Below are 18,905 nucleotides of genomic sequence, written 5' to 3'. Positions count from 1 at the left end.
AGGAGCGGATTCTGGCGAGTCGCCAGGATCGGTCGAGCGGGACGGGACGCAAGTTCTGGCGAGTCGCCAGGATCGGTCGGGTTGAGGAGCGGATTCTGGCGAGTCGCCAGGATCGGTCGAGCGGGACGGGACGCAAGTTCTGGCGAGCCGCCAAAATCGGCGAGCCGGCAGAAGCGGCGGGCCCTGGCTCAGCCGGCGGCGCGCCGCGCTTCCCAGCCCGTGCGAACCATCTCGTCGACGGAGTAGCGGTTCGCCCAGTCGAGGTCGCGTGCGGCGAGCTCGCCCGTGGCGACGATGCGGTCGGGGTCTCCGGGCCGGCGCGGGCCTATCGCGGGCGTGAAGTCGACGCCTGTGACGCGGGCCATGGCGTCCATGATCTGCTTGACCGAGAGGCCGTTCTGCGAGCCGAGGTTGTAGGCCGCCTCGACCGGCCGGCCGGCCGCAAGGCGCTGCGCTGCGACGACGTGGGCCGCCGCGATGTCGGCGACGTGCACGTAGTCGCGCACGTTCGTGCCGTCCTCGGTGTCGTAGTCGTCGCCGTTGATGCGGGGCGTGCGGCCCTCGATGAGCGCCTCGAACACGAGCGGGAACAGGTTGTGCGGGCTCGTGTCGTAGACCGTGGGGTCACCTGAGCCGACGACGTTGAAGTACCGCAGGGACGTGTGGCGGAGCGGATGCTGCGCCTCGGCGGTCGCGACTGCCTGGTCGCGCAGCAGCCATTCCCCGATGAGCTTCGACTCGCCGTAGGGCGAGGCGGGGCGCTTGGGCAGGTCCTCCGTCACGAGGGGGACGTCCGGCGTGCCGTAGACGGCCGCCGAGGATGAGAACACGATGTTCGCGACATCCGCCTCCTGCATCGCTTCCAGGACGATGCGCGTGCCCTCGACGTTCTGCGAGTACGTGTGCAGGGGGCGCTGCACAGAGACGCCCGCGTACTTGTAGCCCGCGACGTGGATGACGCCCTCGGCCGCGTGGTCGCGCAGGGTCCGCTCGACGAGGTCGCGGTCGAGGATCGTGCCGCGCACGAACGGGACCCCCTCGGGGACGAACCCTTCGTGGCCGCTCGAGAGGTCGTCGATGACGACGGGGGAGAGGTCAGCTGCTGCGAGTGCGCGCACGACGTGCGCTCCGATATAGCCGGCGCCGCCGGTCACAAGCCAGGACATGCCCCCATTCTGCCGGGTGCCCGCACCCGGCTCGAACCGAGGAGTCCGACCGAGACGCCGAACCGCCCGGATCCACGAGGGATCCGGGCGGCTCGAGCGCGGGGCGTCAGCGCACCGTGACGACCACCGCCTTGGACTGCGTCGCGCCTGCCGCGTTGGTGAACTCCGCGATGTACGAGTACGTCCCGGGCGCGCGTCCCGCGATGCGGGTCACGGCCTGCTGCGCGTTCGGCGAGGCGGCGACGAGCGTCTGCCGGTCGATCACCACCCCGTTCTCGTACAGCGTGTACGCCGTGCCGTTCGTGCCCCACCACAGGTTGCTCGTGACGGCGTAGTTGCCGTCCTTGTCCCAGTTGTCGTGGCTCACGACGGGGACGGCGGGAGCGGCATCCTTCACCTTGACGGTGACCGATGTCGTCGCGGTCGTGCCCTTCGCGTTGATCAGCTCGCCCGTGTACACGTACGTGCCGTTGGCCTTGCCCGACACGTCGACGGTCGTCAGCTGGGCGGCCGGCGAGCGGGGCGTGAGGAGCTTCGTCGCGATGAGCGCGCCGTTCTCGTAGAGCTTGAACACCGAGCCGTTGACTCCCGACCACAGGTTCATCGACACCGTGAACGTCCCGTCGTGCAGGCCGTCCTCCCAGCCGCTGTTGGTCGACAGCGTCCCGCGCGCGGGCTTGGCCGAGGGCTTCTCGTCGGCGTACACGAGGACGGCGACGGATGCCGCTGCCACGACGCCGTCGTGGTTCACGGCGCGCACCGTCAGCGTGTGCGTGCCCGCCTTGCCCTTGAGGTCGATCGCGGCGCCCGGTGCGACCGGCTCGCCGTCGAACGCGACGTCGAGGGTGCGGACGCCCGACTCGGGGTCGGTCGCCGTGATCGCGAGGGAGAGCTTCGCGGTGTCGGGCAGGAGCGTTCCGTCGGCGGGCACTCCGGCGAGGACGGGTGCCGTCGTGTCGGACGCTCCTGACGGTCCTCCCGTGACGGCGATGCGCGGGGCTGCAGGCAGCTCCATGCCGTCGCCGAGGAAGAAGCTCGTCTGCGGCGGCTGGTTGTAGGCCGTGTTCTGCCACGCGACGGACAGGCGGTAGACCGGATCGTGCATCAGCGTGCGGATGCGCAGGTCGGTCTCGTCGGTCGTCGAGTAGATCCGCAGCTCGCTCGAGTCGGCGCTGCGCCACGCGATCTCTTCGCGCCAGTCGCCGAAGAGGTCCGCCTGCAGGTTGGGCGTGCCCTTCGTGCCGTTGTTCGAGCGGGCGCCCGCGTCGCTCAGGATGACCTCGGACTCCTCGGTCTCCCAGTTCCACTTGGCGATCGTCGGTGTGCCCTGCGAGGTCGCCGCGTTCCACGAGTGGTCGACGATCTCGCGGAGCGGGTCTCCGTCGAACCACGCGAGGAAGTTCGCCGCGGGGATCTTCTCCGCGATCAGCTCGCCCGTGGAGGACTTGAGCTGCCCGACGGGGGAGTTCCACGAGGCGTCGCCGCCGATGGCCCAGCCTTCGGCGCCTTCGTGGCGCGGGTCGATGTCGCCCGAGGCGGCCCGGCCCGTGTCACGCGTCGCGGGAATGTCCCACAGGATCGCCCCGGTCGCGGCGTCGCGCATCGTGGCGCCGCGGTTGCCCGAGCCGTGCATCTCCTCGTGGGCCGCGAACACCTCGTAGCCGGGGTTGGAGGGAACGAGGTCCGATACGTGGATCGCGTCGCCGTGGCCGAGGCCCGTCGAGTAGAGCAGTTCGCCGTCGTCGTCGACCGTCGCCGACCCGAAGACGATCTCGTCCTTCGCGTCGCCGTCGAGGTCGACCACCGACAGGTTGTGGTTGCCCTGCCCGTAGAAGCCCTCGTTGCCGGGGTCGTTCGAGTCGAGCACCCAGCGCTGCGTGAGCTGCTCGCCGTCGAAGTCATACGCCGCCATGACTGCCCGCGTGTAGTACCCGCGGGTGAAGATGACGCTCGGGTGCTCGCCGTCGAGGTAGGCCGTCGCGGCGAGGAACCGGTCGACCCGGTTGCCGTAGGCGTCGCCCCACGCGCTGACGTCGCCGCGCGCCGGCACGTAGTCGATCGTGTCGATCGCCTTGCCCGTGTAGCCGTCGAACACCGTGAGGTACTCGGGGCCGGTCAGCACGTAGCCCGACGAGTTGCGGTGGTCCGCACTCGCGTTGCCGATGGGCTGGCCGGCGCCGTCGATCGTGCCGTCACCGGTCTTGAGGGTGACCTCCGCGCGCCCGTCGCCGTCCAGGTCGTAGACCTGGAACTGCGTGTAGTGCGCGCCCGCCCGGATGTTGACGCCGAGGTCGATCCGCCACAGCCGCGTGCCGTCGAGGCGGTACGCGTCGAGGTAGACGTTGCCCGTGTAGCCGGCCTGAGAGTTGTCCTTCGAGTTGGACGGATCCCACTTGACGAACAGCTCGTACTGGCCGTCGCCGTCCACGTCGCCGACGCTCGTGTCGCTCGCCGAGTACGTGTAGGGCTGGCCGTCCTTCGTGTAGGCAGCCGCCGGCTTCTGGAGCGGCACCGCGAGGTACGACGCCGTGCGCACCGCGAACTCGTCGGTCTCGGTCGTCTCGACGCCGCCGAGCACCTTCGTGACGAAGTACCGGGATGCCTCGGTGCCGGTCTCATCGAGCAGGTTCGACGAGTCCGTGATGGGCGCCTGTGTGATGCGCGTGCCGTCGCGGTAGACGTGGAACGCCGTCGCGTCCGGGTCGGTTCCGAGGAACCGCCACGAGACGAGCACGCCCTCGTCGGTCTGGACGGCCGTCGGCGCCCGGTCGAGGTACTCGGCCTGACGCTGCAGGACGGTGACGGCATCCGTCTTCAATTGAGCGGATGCCGCTCCCGTGCCGCCGGCGTTGACGGAGACGACGGTGTAGAAGTACGGGATCGTCGTCAGGACCGTCGCGTCGGTGTAGCGGTTCGTCGGCGCGATGCCGACGAGGTCGCCGCGCTCGCCCGCGATCTCGGAGCGGAACACGAGGTGGTACGCCGCGCCGACGGGCGTCGCCCACGACAGCTCGAGCTCGCGCTTGTCGATGCGCTCGACGGCGAGGTCGGTCGGAGCCGCGGGGGCCGCGACGTCGGCGTCGACGAGCGACACCTCGACCGTCTTCGAGGGTACGGACTCGAGGCCCGTCTGGTCGACGGCCGTCACGCGGTACTCGTAGTCGAGACCCACGCGGGCGCCCGTGTCGGTGAACGTCGGCGCGTCGACGGCGCCCACGAGGACGGGTGCCGCGTCGAAGGGAGACGAGCGGTACACCTTCCAGGAGAGGCCCGGCTCGGCATCCCAGGCGAGCGTCACGCTCGGGGCGGCGGGATCCGCCTCGACGTCGGTCGCCTCCAGGCCAGTGGGCCCGAGGAGGATCGGCGTGATCTCGAGGCCGTTGAGGCGCGTGCCCGCCGCGGCGCCGTAGACGCGCACGGTGAGCTGGCCGTCGGTCACGAGCACGGGTCCGCGGACACTCTCGTTGACCGCGCCGCTGCCTGCGTTGCCGGAGCCGAACGCGCGTCCTTCGAGGTCGAAGTTGGTGCGCGTCGAGCCGATCCAGTCACCCGAGTAGGTCTTGACCGAGTACGTGCCGTCGGGCACGTCGAGCAGGAACTCGCTCGAGTCGCCCGGCAGCACGAAGTCGCGCTGCAGAGCCGTCGCGCCCCCCGCGGTGCCGCGGTCGCGTCCGGCGTTCGCCGCGAGCGGTACGGCGAAGCCGTAGCCGCGATCGGCCGAGTAGCCCGTGTTCGGATTGACCTCGGTGTAGCCCGGCATGACGGCGTTGCCGGCGAGCTGGAAGTCGAACTTCCACTTCGCCTGCTTCGTCGTGAACGTGACAGCTGTGCTCGGAGCCGACTCGCCGCGACCGTTGACCGCGACGACCTGGTAGCGGTAGCCCGCGCCTTCGACGAGCCCCTGGACGATCGAGCTCGTCTGCGTCGTCGTGCCGACGAGCGTCCACACGGGCTCGGGGTCGGCGACGGCCTGACGGTAGATCTTGTAGATGTCGGCCGAGGGCGAGGCATCCCACTGCAGGGTCGCGCCGGCGTTCGAGATCGAGCCTGCGACGAGGCGCTGCGGGGCCGCGGGCACCTCGGCGGGCGGCTCGACTCCCACGACCTTGGTCGCGAGCGGGTCGGCGAGGTCGGCGACATCCTGGGCTATGAGGCGCGCCATCTGGATCGCGCCGTATTCCTGGAAGTGCGTGTCGTCGACCGTGCCCGCGGGACGCTGCGGGAAGATGCCCGGATCGACGTGCAGGAAGACGGCCTTGGCCGCCTCCGGGCCGATCTCGTCGAGGTACGCGCGGCTCGAGGCCGACAGGTCGACGAGCAGGACGTCCTCCTCGACCGCGAGCTCGGTCATCTTGGCGACGTACCCGGGGAAGCTGACGTTGAACCGGCCCGTGGCCGCGTCGAACGAGCGTCGCGAGACGGGCGTCACGAGGATCGGGGTCGCACCGCGCTGGCGCGCGCCCTCGACGTAGACCCGCAGGTACTCCTTGTAATCCGCGGGGCTCGCATACCGGTCGTCGACACCCTGCGTCGCGTCGTTGTGGCCGAACTGCACGAACAGGTAGTCGCCGGGACGGATGCCGCGCAGGACGTCGTCGAGGCGACCCTGCGTGATGAAGTTCTTCGATGAGCGGCCGCCGATCGCGTGGTTGACGAAGGCGACGTCGTCGGCGAAGAACCGATCGATCATCTGGCCCCAGCCGGCCTGCGGCGCGTACGCCGCCGTGTCGTAGGTCTGCACCGTCGAGTCGCCCGTCAGGTACGCCGTCGGGATGGCGCCGGCGAGACGCGCGGGGAGGCGCGTGATCGTCAGGGCATTGAGCGCCGCCGACGTGCCCGCGACCTGCAGGGTCAGGCGTCCGTCGACGAGCGCGATCGGAAACGCCATCTCGAGGTAGGCGCCCGCGGCCTGCGTCGTCGGCTGCACCTTCGCGATGCCCTCGGCCGTGATCGAGATGTCGCTCGCGGCCGTCGCGTCGCCCGCGATGAGCTGCACGGCGTAGTCGCCCGCGCCGAGCTGCACCTCGAAGGTGCCGCCCTGCGCCTGCACGTAGTCGGTGCGCAGCGCGTCGGATGTGTCGCGATCGACGTCGCCGCCGGCCGGAGCCGTCGAGAAGCCGTAGCCCCACTCGGCGTCGAACGCCGTGTCGGCGAAGACCGGCACGGCGCCCGCGGCGAGGTCGCCGGATCCGAAGTCGAAGGTCACGACGTCGCCGGTCGGGAGGGGCGCCGGCGGCAGGTAGACGGGGGAGTCGACGGTGGATGCCGCACCCGCGCCGGCCTCGTTGCGGGCCGTGACGCGGTAGGTCCACTCCTGGGCTGTGTCGGCCTCGGCGTCCGTGAAGCCGGGGGCCGTGAGCACTGCGAGCTGCGTGAAGGAGTTCGCGCCCTTCGCGGAGCGTGCGACGACGTACTCGGCGGCGTTGGGCGTCGCGGTCCACGCGAGCTCGACGCCCGCGCTCGTGACCTTCGCGACGGCGAGCCCCGCGACGGCGCCGGGCACCGTGAGCGCGGGGATGACGCCGCTGAGCGCGGGCGCGCTGGGGGCCGAGGTGCGGTCGTAGCCGCTCACACCGACGATCGCGTAGGCGTAGGACGTGCCGACCTCGACGGACTCGTCGGTGTAGGTCGTCGCGGTCAGGCCCTCGGCGACGGGGGAGTACGCACCGGGCTCGCCGTCCTCGACCTCGGCGCGCAGGACGTCGTACGTCGCGGCGCCGTCGGCGGCCGCCCACGTGAGATCGACGGCGTCGTGCGCGACGCGGCTGACGGTGGGCGCTGCGGGGGTCGCGGGGACGACCGGCGCGACGACGAGGCCGTTGAGGTAGGCGCCGAGGCCCGATCCCGCGAAGGTCGTCGTCAGCTGGCCGTCCGCGACGAGCGTGCGGAAGGTCGTGGTCGTCGTGGCGCCGCGCGCCGTGGTCATCCGGGTCTGCGCGACGCCCTCGAGCGTCACCGTCGCGTTGGTTCCGGATGCCGTCGCCAGCGCGTCGCCGATCGTGACGGTGACGTCGTACTCGCCGTCGGCGAGGTCGAGGTTGAAGCCCCACGACGTGCCCGCGACGAAGTCCTCGGCGAGCGGATCGGCGGGCGTGCGGTTGCCCGTCCGGTTGCGGTCGAACAGCGTGATGCCGGCGGGCACCGTGATGCCCCACCCGGTCTCCGCGGTGTAGAGCGAGGTCGTCAGCGTCTGCTGGTAGCCCTCCGCGACGGGGCTCGTCGCGGTGCCGAAGTCGAACCGGTACGCACCGTCGGCGGCGGGGGCGAGTGCGGCGGCTGCGGGCACTGCCGAGAGCAGCGCGCCGACGACGGCGGCGACGGTCGCGGCGGCGAGGCCGGCGACGATGCGCCTCGGGCGGCGGGGCGCCCGACGAGCGTCGGCGCCTCCCGGCTCGAGCTCGTCCGGATGAGCTCGTCGACTTCTGGGGTCGGTCAAGTGGGGCACGGTTCCTCCTTGGTCAGCATCGGCACAAAGGGGTGCACGAACGCTGCCGCGGCAACGCGGCGACGATCGTGCAGAACCGGGCGCGTACGGACTCGGCCACGGTGGACTCGAAGGTGGAAAACGCATTCCGAGTCGCTAGTCGCCGATCCTGACATGCGCGCGCCGCTCGGCGCAAGCCCGATCTAAAACGTTTCATAAGATTGCCCCGAAGCCTTGCGGCGGTGGGGTCGCATGCGTTACTGTGGATCCGGGAAATCGTTTTCCCACCTCGCCGAACGGTGTCTCGCATTCAGCGCTCCGCTCGGCTCCCCGCTCCGCCCGAGAGCCCTCTACCTCGTCGCCGGCGTGTATACGGACCGCGCCGGCGGCGAGCCCCCTGCCCGTGTTCGAGAGCGCGCGGGCGCGGCATCCGCCGAGCTGGTCATGGCCCGATTTCGGGCTGGTGCCGTCGGGAAAATGCGTCGTCGGGGACTACGCTGGGAAGCGCTTTCACGCCAGTGGCAGACAGGGGATCGACGGATGAAGCGGGTCGGCATTCGCGACGTCGCGAGCCGTGCAGGGGTGTCGATGAGCTCCGTGTCGAACGCGCTCAATCGGCCGGAGCGCGTGAGCGACGAGATCGTCGAGCGCGTGCGCGCCGCCGTCGCCGATCTCGGGTACGTTCCCCTGCAGGCCGCGCAACAGCTCCGCATCGGGCGGTCGGGCCTGCTCGGCATGACGGTCATCAACATCACCAACCCGTTCTTCGGCGATCTCGTGAGCGGCGCCGAGGACGCGACCGGATCATCCGGCGCCCGCGTCCTGGTCGGCAACAGCGACGACGACGAGAAGAAGGAGCGCGACTACTTCGAGCTCTTCAAGCGCGTACAGGTCGAGGGCGCGCTCGTCTCGCCCTTCGGTGACGCAGGCGAGGCGCTCGCCCGCGAGCTCGGGCGCAGCGTCCCTGTCGTGCTGGTCGACCGCGTCGACGACGAGGGGGTGCTCGACTCGGTCTCGTTCGACGACGTCGCGGGCGGGCGCATGGCCGCCGAGCACCTCATCGAGCTCGGCCGCACGCGGCTCGCGTTCATCGGCGCGCGCGAAGAGGTGCGGCAGGTGCGGGAGCGGCTCGCGGGCGCGCGCGACGCTGTTGCGCGGCATCCGGGTGTCCGCCTGGATGCGACGTGGATCCCGCGGACGAGCGCCGAATACGGCGTCGGAGTCGGGATCATGATCGCGGGCCTGCCGCCCGGCGAGCGGCCCGACGGCATCGTCACGACGAACGACCACCTCGCGTGCGGCGTCGTGCACGGACTGCTGCGCGGAGGGATGCGGGTGCCCGACGACGTCGCCGTCGTCGGCTACGACGACATCGAGTTCGCCGCCGTCGCGGCCGTGCCCCTGACGTCGGTGCGCCAGCCGGCGCGCGAGATGGGACGCGTCGCCGCCCAGCAGCTGCTGCGTCTCGTCTCGGGCGAGGTGCAGGCGACGGGCCGGTCGATCCGCTTCGAGCCCGAGCTCGCCGTCCGCGCCTCGACGGTGGGGTACCGCTAGGGATCTCGGTCGGGCGGTCGCCTGGCCGGCCGAGATCCGGTGACATTGGTGAAGTTTCGCGGGTCGTGCGGACCGACGGCGGGACGGATGCCGCGGCCTGCCGCGCCGGCGCTACGGCGTCGTGAGCACGCCGTTGCGACGGTGGGGCAGGCGGGCGAGCGCAGCGTCGCGGAGCGACGCGGGCAGCAGCGACTCGGGGGCGTCCTGGAACACGAGCGGGCGGAGGAAGCGGCGGATCGCCGTCGCGCCGACGGACGTGTGCAGTGAGGTCGTGGCGGGCCAGGGCCCGCCGTGGTGCTGCGACCAGGTCACGGCGACGCCCGTCGGCCAGCCCGCGAACAGGACGCGGCCGGCCTTGCGCTGCAGGATCTCGAGCACCTCGGCGACGTCGTCGCCCGGCTCCGAGTGCAGCGTCGCGGTGAGACTCCCCGGCACGGCTTCGAGCGCCCGCGCGAGGTCGTCCGGGCCGTCGTAGCGCACGAGCAGCGTGACGGGACCGAAGCACTCCTCGAGCAGGACGTGCGGGCGCGCGACGACGGCCGCGGCATCCGTCGACAGCACGACCGGCTGGGCCGCGTCGGTTCCCGCTGCGGAGGGCGTGCCGGCGACGATCTCGACCGAGGCGTCGTCCAGGAGCCGGTCGATGCCCTCGGGGAAGGCCGCCGTGATGCGGTCGGTCAGCAGCGGTCCGCCGACGGCCGAGCCGGCATCGGCGGCGACGAGCTCCTCGAACCCCGCGCCGCGCGGCACGAAGACGACGCCGGGCTTGGTGCAGAACTGCCCCACACCCAGCGTGAACGAGGCGACGAGGCCCTTCGCGAGCTCGCCTCCGCGCGCCGCAGCGGCTGCCGGCGTCACGACGACGGGGTTGACGCTGCCGAGCTCCCCGTAGAACGGGATCGGGTCGGGTCGCCCGTTCGCGAGGTCGAAGAGCGCGCGGCCGCCCCCGAGCGAGCCCGTGAAGCCGGCGGCTTGGACGACGGGATGCTGCACCAGGGCATTGCCGGCATCCCGACCCTCGACGAGCGCGAGCGAGCCCGCAGGGGCTCCCGCCGACTCGAGCGCGCTCGCGACGATCTCGGCCGTGCGGCGCGAGAGCTCGGGATGTCCCGAGTGCGCCTTCACGATGACGGGGTTGCCCGCCGCGAGAGCCGACGCGGTGTCGCCGCCCGCGACCGAGAACGCGAAGGGGAAGTTGGAGGCCGAGAACACCGCGACCGGCCCCACCCCGACGAGCAGGCGCCGCAGTTCGGGCCGCGGCGGCGTGGATGACGGGTCGGCGTCGTCGATCGTGAGCTCGAGGTACGAGCCCTCCTCGACGACAGCCGCGAACAGGCGCAGCTGGCCCGTCGTGCGGCCGACCTCGCCGCGCAGCCGCACGGGACCGAGCCGCGTCTCGCGCTCGGCGATCTCGACGAGCTCATCGATCGCGGAGTCGAGCGCGTCGGCCGCCGCACGCAGCCATGCCGCGCGCTGCGTCGCGGTCGAGGCGCGCCAGATCGGCGCCGCTTCTGCCGCGGCCTGGACGATCCCGTCGAGCTCTTCGCGTGTCGTCGCTCGGATGGTCGTGCTGGTCATGTCGATCCTTCGCTCTCGCGAGAGTTCACCTGTGTGCGCGCGGCAGGGCCGTTCGGTGACATCAGTTAAGTCTTCGCGGGGTGTGGGGTGGGCCGGGCCGGTGGGGCGAGGAGGGGTTCGAGGGGGTGCGGCGGGCAAGGCCGGCCGGGCGGGCGTGGCAGCGACCGAGCGGGGCATGGCTGCGCAGGCGCCCGGGTCAGCGGAACCGGATGCCGAGCCCGAGGTGCGGCACGACGCTGAGCCGCCCCTCGGTGATCGTGACGGGCGAGGGGTCGGCGAGGGCGCCGAGCGCTCCGAAGCCCGCGTCCTCGACATCCTCCGCGAGCGGCTCGGCGACGCCCGGCACGGCCGGCAGCGTCAGGGCGAGCTGCCCCGAGAGCTCGGGGAGCAGGTGCGGATGCAGCGGCACCCGATGCTCGGCGGCGAGCGACGCGATCCGCAGGAAGGGCGTGATCCCGCCGACGCGCACGATGTTGGGCTGCACGATCTGCGCCGCGCCCGCGCGGAGGAAGTCGCCGAACCGGTGGACGGTGTGCAGGTTCTCGCCGACCGCGATCGGCACGTCGATGCGCTGCGCGAGTTCGGTGTGGCCCGCGAGGTCGTCAGCGCGCAGGGGTTCTTCGATCCACGCGAGGTCGAAGGCCGAGAGTGCTTCGATCGACTCCGCCGCGCGGTCGAGATGCCACCGCTGGTTCGCGTCGATCATCAGCGCGCGGTCGGGCCCGAGCAGGTCGCGGACGGCGCCGACCCGGGCGACGTCCTCCGCGAGGTCGGGCTTGCCGACCTTGATCTTGACGCCCTCGAATCCCGCATCGATCCACCGCTGCACCTGCGCGAGCAGCTCCTCCTGCGAATAGTGCAGGTTCACGCCGCTGCCATAGGCGGCCACCGACGACCGCACTTGGCCCAGGTGGTCGGTGATCGAGGTTCCGGCGGCGCGGGATGCGGCATCCCACACGGCCAGATCCAGCCCTGCGAGACCGATCGTCGTGACGCCGCCTCCGCCGGCTTCGTGGATGTGCGCCCACGTCGCGTCCCAGAGTTCGGCCGCGTCGGCCGGGCGCCCGACGGCGAACGGCGCGATGTCATGGTTCAGGTGCGCGAGCACCGCCTCGGCGCCGATCTGCGGCGTCCACGAGAAGCCCCAGCCCTCCGCGCCGTCCGAGCGCGCGACGTGCGTCGCGATGACGCCGACGCTCGTGACGTCGGACGCCCACGGCCGCGTGAGCGGCACGCGCACGAGCCGCGCGTCGAAGGCGGCGATCGTGGTCATGGCAGCGCGAGCTCGACGGTCGCTGGCGCGTCCGCGACGAGCGCGCGACCCGCCTCGAGGATCGCAGCGAGGCGCTCCTCCTGAGCGGGCGTCGGGTCGACGAGCGGCGGACGCACACTGCCCACGGGCAGCCCGCCGAGCCGCAGCCCCGCCTTGATGAGCGAGACGCCGAAGCCCGGGGTCTCGTCGCGCAGCGCGACGAGCGGCGCGTAGAAGCCGTCGAGCAGCGCGAGCCGCCGCGTCTCGTCGCCGTCGACGTACGCGCGGTAGTACGCGTTCGCGACCTCGGGGATCATCGCGAACGCGGCCGACGAGTACAGCGGGATGCCGATGCCTCGGTACGCCGCCTGCGTGAGCTCGGCCGTCAGCAGGCCGTTGAAGAACGCCATGTCGTCGCGGCCCGTCTCGGCGACGGCGCGCACGATGAGCTGCGCCGTCCCGATGTCGCCGACGCCGTCCTTGAACCCCACGATCTTGGGGTTCGCGGCGAGCCGGCGGACCGTCTCGACCGAGTACTGCGCGTTCCCGCGGTGATACACGACGACGGGCAGAGGGGATGCAGCGGCGATCGCCTCGACGTATGCGGCGAGTCCCGGCTGCGGGCCGCCCACGAGGTACGGCGGCAGGACGAGCAGCGCGTCGGCGCCCGCGTCGGCGGCCGAGCGGACGACCTCGAGCGCGTGCCCGAGGGGGCCGCCGGCTCCCGCGACGACCGGGACCCGTCCGTCGACCGCCCGGACCGCCGTGCGCACGACAGTGGCGACCTCGGACGCCGACAAGGCGTGGAACTCGCCCGTCCCGCACGCGGGGAAGACGCCGCCGGGCGAGTGCGCGAGGGAGGCCGCGAGGTGCTGCTCGAGGATGTCCGTGTCGACGCGGTCCTGCGCGTCGAACGGGGTCACCGGGAAGAAGAGAATGCCGTCGAACTCCACGCCGGCGACTCCTTTCGTGCGTCTGTCTGGTCGGTGGGGGTGCGCTCGCCGGGGGCGGTCGAGTCGGTCGGGTTGTGCGCGTCGGCGCCTGCCGCGGCCGCCGCTCGCTCGAGCTCGGAGCGCCAGTCGTGGCGCGGCTGCCAGCCGAGCAGGCGCCGGGCCTTGGCGTTCGAGAACGCGGGGGAGGTGCCCGTAAGGACGGATGCCGCCTCGTCGGTGCCCGGATGGAACCGCGGCACGAGCCCGGCGAGCGGCTCGCGGGCCAGGGCGTCGTCGGCGCCCACGAAGAAGACCTCGCCGTTGGGGATCTCGGGGAGGGCGCCGAGCAGCGTGTCGGCGAAGGACGCGACATCCCGTGCATCGACGTAGTTGAAGACGGCGGGAGCCGACAGTGCGGGGTCATCGAGCCGCTCGCGCACCGTGTGCCCCTGCTGCGTCGGAGCGCCCGCCCACTCCTCGGGGGCGATGACGTAGCAGGGGCGGAAGGCCGCGAACCGCGTCGCGTCGCCGGTCTGGCGCGCGAGCATCGCGATCGACTGCTCGATGACGAGCTTCGAGAGGGCGTAGGCGTTCCAGGGGCGCGGCGGGGTGTCCTCGTCGAGCGGGAAGCGGTCTGGCACCCACCCGGTCGGCGCGCCGTAGCCGAGCACCGTCGGGCTCGACGCCGCGATGACCCTCGGGATGCCGGCGGCGACGGCCCCGCCGAGCACCGAGATCGCGAGCCCCGTGTTGGTGCGCATGATGACGTCTTCGGGGGCGCTGAAGGGCACGGCGATCGCGGCGAGGTGGATGAGGGCGTCGGCGCGGGCGTCCGCGATCGCGCTCGCCGCGGCATCCGCGTCCGAAAGATCGACGGCGATCTGCTCCGCCTCTGCGAGCGCGGGGGCGTCGGAGACGGCGCGATCGAGCGAGACGAGGTCGTGCCCCGCGGCTGAGAGCCCCGCGACGAGACTGCGGCCCAGGCGCCCGGCGCCGCCCGTCACGATGATGCGCGTCACACGCGGGCCTTCTCGAGGAGACGGATGCCGAGCTCCGCGACCTCGACGGGCAGGCCGGTCTCGAGCGAGCGGTTGCCGGCGATGCCGACCGCGATGGACTGCACGCCGTCGCGCCAGTCGGCGGGGCGCGCGAGCGGGTCGTCGCCGGGGCCGACGAAGACGTCCGAGAGCAGCAGCGCGTCGCCGCCGCCGTGCCCGCCCGCCTCGCTGTGGATCGGGATCTCGACGGGCGCCTCCCAGTGCCGCTGCAGCAGCAGCCGCTCACCCTCGGGGCGCAGCGATCCGGATTCGCCCGCATCGGACGCGCTCGGATCGAGCACCGGGTGCAGGCCCTCGTCGGCGAAGACGGCGCCGCGTTCGACGACGTCGAGCTCGACGCGGCCCTCGGTGCCGTTGACCGCGACGCGGTAGCCCTCCCAGGGCGCATGGGCGTTGAGCGAATAGCTGAGGGTCGCGCCCGAGGCATAGTCGACGACGAGCGCGAGGTTGTCCTCGATCGTGATGCCGTCGCTGAAGACATCGAGGTCGCGCCGGTATCCGTCGTGCTGCTCCGCGTCGAGGTAGAGCGCCTTAAGGCGTTCGTCGCCGCGCAGGTCGAGTTCGAACGCGTCGGCGCCGTCGTGCGTGCCGCGGTCGGGACGGTTCCGGATGCCGCGATCCGCCGCATTCTCGGAACCGTAGAACCGCAGCCCACCCGACGCGAAGACGCGCCGCGGCGTCGAGCGGATCCACCAGTTCACGAGGTCGAAGTGGTGGCTCGCCTTGTGCACGAGCAGGCCGCCGGAGTTCTTCTTCTCGCGGTGCCAGCGCCGGAAGTAGTCAGCGCCGTGCTTCGTGTCGAGCATCCACGAGAAGTCGACCGACGTGACCCGGCCGATCAGGCCGTCCTGGATCACCTGGCGCAGCGCGCTGTTCCGCGGCGAGTACCGGTAGTTGAACGTCAGGACGACCTCGCGGCCCGTGCGCTCGACGGCCTCCTCGATCGCGGCGGCGCTCGGCGCGTCGATCGTGAGCGGCTTCTCGACGACGACGTCGGCGCCCGCCTCGAGCGCGCGCACGATGAGCGGAGCGTGCAGGTCGTCACGGGCGCAGATGACGACGCGGTCGATGCGCTCCGTGCGGATCATGTCTTCGAGGGCATCGGGATGCCACACCGTCGGCGCGTCGAATCCGCGACCCGTCGCAACGTCGACGTAGTACGCCGCGCGCGTCGGGTTCGGCTCGCAGATCGCGACGAGCGCGGCCCGGTCGGCGTACGTCCCGGTGATCGCGTCGATGTACATGCTCGCGCGGTGGCCCGCTCCGACGACGGCGTACCGACGGTGACTCATGGAGGCTCCTCATGTCAGGAAGCGTTTTCAGGAAACGTTTTCTCGAGCGTAGCACTTCGCGTCGCGCCCGTCACCTTGGGGCGTCCGCCCGGCGCCTCCGCCCTCGGCCGACGCGGGTCGCGCGTCGGCTTGGGGCGCCGCCGGCAGCGGCATCCGTTCCTCCCGCCGCAGCGTCGGAGATCTGCGCTTTCGTCGGACGAGGATGGATGCCGCGCTCCTGCGTTGCGCGAATCTCCTGCATTGCGGCGGGGTCGGGTGCTGTGTGGCGCCGACGCCTCACCCCGACGCCGCCCGTGCGTTCGCGTGGGGTGGGTTCGTGTCGCGTGGGGTGCGGGGTGGCGGCGACGCCTCACCCCGAGTGTGGTTCGTGCTTTCGCGTGGGGTGAGTTCGTGCCGGGTGGGGTGCTGGGTGGCGGCGACGCCTCACCCCGACGAGGCCCGTGCGTTCGCGTGGGGTGAGTTCGCGCCGGGTGGGCCTGTGGGTGGCGGCCGCGCCTCACCCCGACGAGGCCCGTGCGTTCGCGTGGGGTGGGTTCGTGTCGGGTGGGGTGCTGGGTGGCGGCGACGCCTCACCCCAAGCGTGACGGGGCGCGGGAGGGCAGGGCCGAGCGCCCGGGCGGGTCAGGCCGGAGCCGGCCCGGTGCTGCCCCGCAGCACGACGTCCGGGGTGAGGCGGACGGAGGATGCGGCATCCGTCCCCGCAAGTGCCGCGGTCATCGCCTGCCAGGCGCGCGCGCCCAGGTCGGCGGCCGGAACCGACGCCGTCGTGAGGGGCGGCGACGTGTAGCGCGCGAAGGGGATGTCGTCGAAGCCCGTGATCGAGATGTCGTCGGGCACGCGCACGCCCCGGTCGGCGAGGGCCGAGAGTAGGCCCATCGCGACGAGGTCGTTGAACGCGAGCACGCCCGTCGCGCGGGTCGCGAGCACGGCGTCGGCCGCCGCGGCTCCGCTGTCGAAGTCGACGCCCGAGGCGAGCTCGGTCAGCTCGACGTCGGGGTGTGCCGCGCGGAATTCGGCGAGGGCCGCGAGTCGCGCCGCGTTCGAAGCGCTGCGCGCGACGCCCGCGAGGTAGACGAGGCGGCGGTGCCCGAGGTCGTGCAGGTGCTCCGCGAGCGCGCGCAGCGCCGTGCCGTACTCGGCCGCGATCGTCGGGGCGCCGTCGAGGGTGCGGTTGACCAGGACGACGGGGCCGACCTGGGGGAGGAGCGCCGCGAGCTCCTCCTCGGGCATGCGCGGAGCGCACAGGACGAGCCCGTCCGTGCGCCGCCGCGTCTCGATCGCGAGCACGCGCTCCTCGCCGACCTGCTCGGCGGAGTCGGCGATGAGCACGTGGTAGCCGTCGGCGGCGGCGGCGCGGCTGAGCCCCCGCAGCACCGCCTGGAACGTCGGGTTGCCGAGGTCCGGCACGACCACCGCGACCGTCTGCGTGCGGCCCAGCACGAGACTGCGTGCGAGGGGGCTCGCGGTGTAGCCGAGCTCGGCGGCGGCATCGCGCACGCGCCCGGCGAGCGCCGCGTCGACGGTCGGATTGCCGTTCATGACCCGCGAGACCGTCGAGAGCGAGACTCCGGCGTGCTTCGCGACATCCATGATGGTCGTCTGCTTGGCCGACGATCGTCGCACGAGCTCTCCCGTCCGCTCCGCGGATCCGCGAGGTGAGATCCTCGTCCATACTATCGAGAAAGCGTTTTATCGAAGGGATCGGGATGCCGCGTTCCGAAGCCGATCGCCGCGAGAAGCAGCGCCGCATCGACGCCGTGCGCACCGCCGCGGGGGTCGACGCCCTGCTGCTCACGTCGCACGAAGCGGTCTCGTGGTACCTCGAGGGCATCCGCTCGCACGTGTCGCTCGCGGGCCCGCCCGTGCTCGCCGTCCGCGTCGACGCCGGGGGCGACACGCTCTTCGTCGCCGACAACGAGGCGGACCGGCTCGTTGCCGAAGAGCTCCTGCCGAGTGACGCGTCGCGCATCGTGCGCGTCCCGTGGCTCACGCCCCCGGCCGAGGCCGCCGCGCAGATCGGGGCGGCCGGGGGAGAGGCATCCGTCGCCCCCGCTCTTCGCGCCGCCCGCGCGAGCCTGCTGCCCGCCGAGCGCGACCGCTACCGGAGTCTCTGCCGGGATGCCGCGGAGGCGATGACGGATGCCGCGGCCCTTCTGCGTCCGGAGATGACGGAGCGCGTCGCTGCCGCCGAGCTCGCCGAGGGCCTCGTTGCGCGCGGGATCGACCCGCTCGTGATCCTCGTCGCCGGGGAGTCCCGCGTCGCGCACCGGCATCCGCTGCCGACGGCTGCCGTGCTCGGCCGCCGCGCGATGCTCGTCGCGTGCGGGCGCCGGCACGGCCTCATCGCGAACGTCACGCGGTGGGTGGGAGCATCCGGTCCCTCCCGGCTGGAGGGTCCGGCCCCTGAGGCGATCCTCGAGGTCGAGACGGCGTTCCTCGACGCGACGCGGCCGGGCGCGCGACTTGACGAGGTCTTCGCCGCCGGCACCGCGGGGTACGCCGCCGCGGGCTTCGACGCGGACGAGTGGCGCCGCCATCACCAGGGCGGACCGACGGGCTACGCGGGCCGCGACCCGCGAGCGACCCCCGCGACCGCCGACCTCGTGCAGGAGAACCACGCCTTCGCATGGAACCCCAGCGCCCCAGGGGTCAAGGTCGAAGACACCGTGCTCGTCTCGAGCGCCGGGGTCGAGGTGCTCACGGTCGATCCCCGCTGGCCGACCGTGCGGGTCGGCGCGCTCGATCGGCCCGTGGCGCGCCCGTACTGACGCTCCCGGCGTCCGGGTCTCGCCGGGCAGGCAGCGGTCGCCGATCTCGTCGAGGCGTCGGACGAAATCTGGTCGCGATCCCCAGGACGCCGAGGTGCCCGACTCGACCGCAGACTGGGGCCTCGAAGGTCAGGCGCAGCAGCGAGGTGGACCACGCGACGAGCGCCATCCGCGTGCCTGCGATGGGGTCAGCTCACGAGCTGCGACCCCCGCGCGGGACCATCGCCGTCGCTGCGCTCGATCGCCCGCAGCGACCGTGCGACGAACGCCGCGATGCGGCGGGCGCCCTCGACGCGGAAGTGCGTGTCGTCGGCGAGGCCCTCGGGCCAGTCCGCGAACTCGCCCGGCGCGAAATGCGACAGCAGAGCTCGGGATGCCGCGTCCCCGAGGTCCTCGTACAGCCACGTCGTGAACGCCGTGAGATCGATCAGCGGCGCGTCGAGCTCGTGCGCGACGTCGCGCACGGCGTTGGGGTAGTCGCCGTGCGTCGGCGTGACCCGCTCGCCGTCGAACCACCGGCGCTCGGCCGAAGTGCAGAGGACGACCGTCGCGCCCTGGGCGCGGGCATCCGTCGTCATGCGGCGGAGCCGCTCGGCGTAGCCGCCCGCGCCGAGAGCTCCGGGATCTTCTGATCGTTGTGACCGAACTGGATGACGACCGTGTCCGAAGGGGCGACAGCGGCGAGGAGCGCGGCCCACGTTCCCGTCTGCAGGAACGACTCGGTCGTGGCTCCGCCGAACGCGAGATTGCGGACGGGCCGGCCGACGAAGTGCGCGAGCTCGCCGCCCCACCCCGACATCGGGTACTCGCCGGGCTTCGCATCGGCGACCGTCGAGTCGCCGGCCAGGTGGTAGGTCATCGAGGCCTCCGTGGAAATCTCC

Annotated in this window: 12 protein-coding genes; 2 read left to right on the top strand and 10 right to left on the bottom strand. The window is 72.3% G+C overall.

Annotated features, from left to right (window positions below; translation table 11 throughout):
- Window positions 1–188 precede the first annotated feature (188 nt).
- Window positions 189–1,166 (bottom strand): UDP-glucose 4-epimerase GalE, encoded by a 978-nt coding sequence (gene galE / locus MJ607_RS15290; protein ID WP_243076464.1) that lies wholly within the window; start codon window positions 1,164–1,166, stop codon window positions 189–191.
- 106 nt (window positions 1,167–1,272) lie between these two features.
- Window positions 1,273–7,611, bottom strand: coding sequence for a fibronectin type III domain-containing protein (locus tag MJ607_RS20040; protein WP_308193846.1), 6,339 nt, complete (start codon window positions 7,609–7,611; stop codon window positions 1,273–1,275).
- Between the two features lie 519 nt (window positions 7,612–8,130).
- Here MJ607_RS20040 and MJ607_RS15275 point away from each other — a divergent pair.
- Window positions 8,131–9,144, top strand: a complete 1,014-nt coding sequence (locus MJ607_RS15275) for a LacI family DNA-binding transcriptional regulator (protein ID WP_279234733.1) — start codon at window positions 8,131–8,133, stop codon at window positions 9,142–9,144.
- A 111-nt stretch (window positions 9,145–9,255) separates the two neighbouring features.
- Here MJ607_RS15275 and MJ607_RS15270 read toward each other — a convergent pair whose 3' ends face one another.
- The 6 genes from MJ607_RS15270 to MJ607_RS15245 all read right to left on the bottom strand — a co-directional run bounded on the left by MJ607_RS15270 (window position 9,256) and on the right by MJ607_RS15245 (window position 16,846).
- Window positions 9,256–10,722: an aldehyde dehydrogenase (NADP(+)) gene (locus MJ607_RS15270; RefSeq protein ID WP_243076462.1), complete on the bottom strand. Its 1,467-nt coding sequence runs from the start codon at window positions 10,720–10,722 to the stop codon at window positions 9,256–9,258.
- Window positions 10,723–10,918: 196 nt separating this feature from the next.
- Window positions 10,919–11,995, bottom strand: a complete 1,077-nt coding sequence (locus MJ607_RS15265; RefSeq protein WP_243076461.1) for a mandelate racemase/muconate lactonizing enzyme family protein — start codon at window positions 11,993–11,995, stop codon at window positions 10,919–10,921.
- Window positions 11,992–12,927 (bottom strand): 5-dehydro-4-deoxyglucarate dehydratase, encoded by a 936-nt coding sequence (locus tag MJ607_RS15260; RefSeq protein WP_243076460.1) that lies wholly within the window; start codon window positions 12,925–12,927, stop codon window positions 11,992–11,994. Before MJ607_RS15260 ends, MJ607_RS15265 begins: the two co-directional genes overlap by 4 nt.
- A complete protein-coding gene (locus tag MJ607_RS15255) occupies window positions 12,894–13,925 on the bottom strand; it encodes an NAD(P)-dependent oxidoreductase (protein ID WP_243076459.1) in 1,032 nt (343 codons plus the stop codon). Before MJ607_RS15255 ends, MJ607_RS15260 begins: the two co-directional genes overlap by 34 nt.
- A complete protein-coding gene (locus MJ607_RS15250; protein ID WP_243076458.1) occupies window positions 13,922–15,256 on the bottom strand; it encodes a Gfo/Idh/MocA family protein in 1,335 nt (444 codons plus the stop codon). The genes MJ607_RS15255 and MJ607_RS15250 overlap by 4 nt, the downstream gene beginning before the upstream one ends.
- Window positions 15,257–15,877: 621 nt before the next feature.
- The gene (locus tag MJ607_RS15245; protein WP_243076705.1) at window positions 15,878–16,846 is read right to left on the bottom strand and encodes a LacI family DNA-binding transcriptional regulator; all 969 of its coding nucleotides are present in this window, start codon (window positions 16,844–16,846) and stop codon (window positions 15,878–15,880) included.
- Window positions 16,847–17,043: 197 nt separating this feature from the next.
- On the opposite strand from MJ607_RS15245, the gene MJ607_RS15240 reads away from it, so the two are divergent.
- A complete protein-coding gene (locus MJ607_RS15240) occupies window positions 17,044–18,024 on the top strand; it encodes a Xaa-Pro peptidase family protein (protein ID WP_243076704.1) in 981 nt (326 codons plus the stop codon).
- Window positions 18,025–18,212: 188 nt separating this feature from the next.
- Here MJ607_RS15240 and MJ607_RS15235 read toward each other — a convergent pair whose 3' ends face one another.
- Together MJ607_RS15235 and MJ607_RS15230 are read right to left on the bottom strand one after the other, a co-directional pair.
- Window positions 18,213–18,602: a hypothetical protein gene (locus MJ607_RS15235; protein WP_243076457.1), complete on the bottom strand. Its 390-nt coding sequence runs from the start codon at window positions 18,600–18,602 to the stop codon at window positions 18,213–18,215.
- Entirely contained in the window at window positions 18,599–18,883 is a 285-nt protein-coding gene (locus MJ607_RS15230; RefSeq protein ID WP_243076456.1) for a GDSL-type esterase/lipase family protein, read from the bottom strand. The genes MJ607_RS15235 and MJ607_RS15230 overlap by 4 nt, the downstream gene beginning before the upstream one ends.
- Window positions 18,884–18,905: the final 22 nt, after the last annotated feature.

This window comes from Microbacterium sp. SS28 (genome assembly GCF_022761035.1).
Classification (GTDB): Bacteria; Actinomycetota; Actinomycetes; order Actinomycetales; family Microbacteriaceae; genus Microbacterium.
This window is presented reverse-complemented; position numbering and strand designations above follow the sequence as displayed.

Excerpts from the sequence above, each read along its gene's own strand:
- MJ607_RS15230 (WP_243076456.1), bottom strand. The coding sequence starts at position 18,883 with ATGACCTACCACCTGGCCGGCGACTCGACGGTCGCCGATGCGAAGCCC.
- MJ607_RS15250 (WP_243076458.1), bottom strand. The coding sequence starts at position 15,256 with ATGAGTCACCGTCGGTACGCCGTCGTCGGAGCGGGCCACCGCGCGAGC.
- galE (WP_243076464.1), bottom strand. The coding sequence starts at position 1,166 with ATGTCCTGGCTTGTGACCGGCGGCGCCGGCTATATCGGAGCGCACGTC.
- MJ607_RS15265 (WP_243076461.1), bottom strand. The coding sequence starts at position 11,995 with ATGACCACGATCGCCGCCTTCGACGCGCGGCTCGTGCGCGTGCCGCTC.
- MJ607_RS15235 (WP_243076457.1), bottom strand. The coding sequence starts at position 18,602 with ATGACGACGGATGCCCGCGCCCAGGGCGCGACGGTCGTCCTCTGCACT.
- MJ607_RS15245 (WP_243076705.1), bottom strand. The coding sequence starts at position 16,846 with ATGGATGTCGCGAAGCACGCCGGAGTCTCGCTCTCGACGGTCTCGCGG.
- MJ607_RS15275 (WP_279234733.1), top strand. The coding sequence starts at position 8,131 with ATGAAGCGGGTCGGCATTCGCGACGTCGCGAGCCGTGCAGGGGTGTCG.
- MJ607_RS15270 (WP_243076462.1), bottom strand. The coding sequence starts at position 10,722 with ATGACCAGCACGACCATCCGAGCGACGACACGCGAAGAGCTCGACGGG.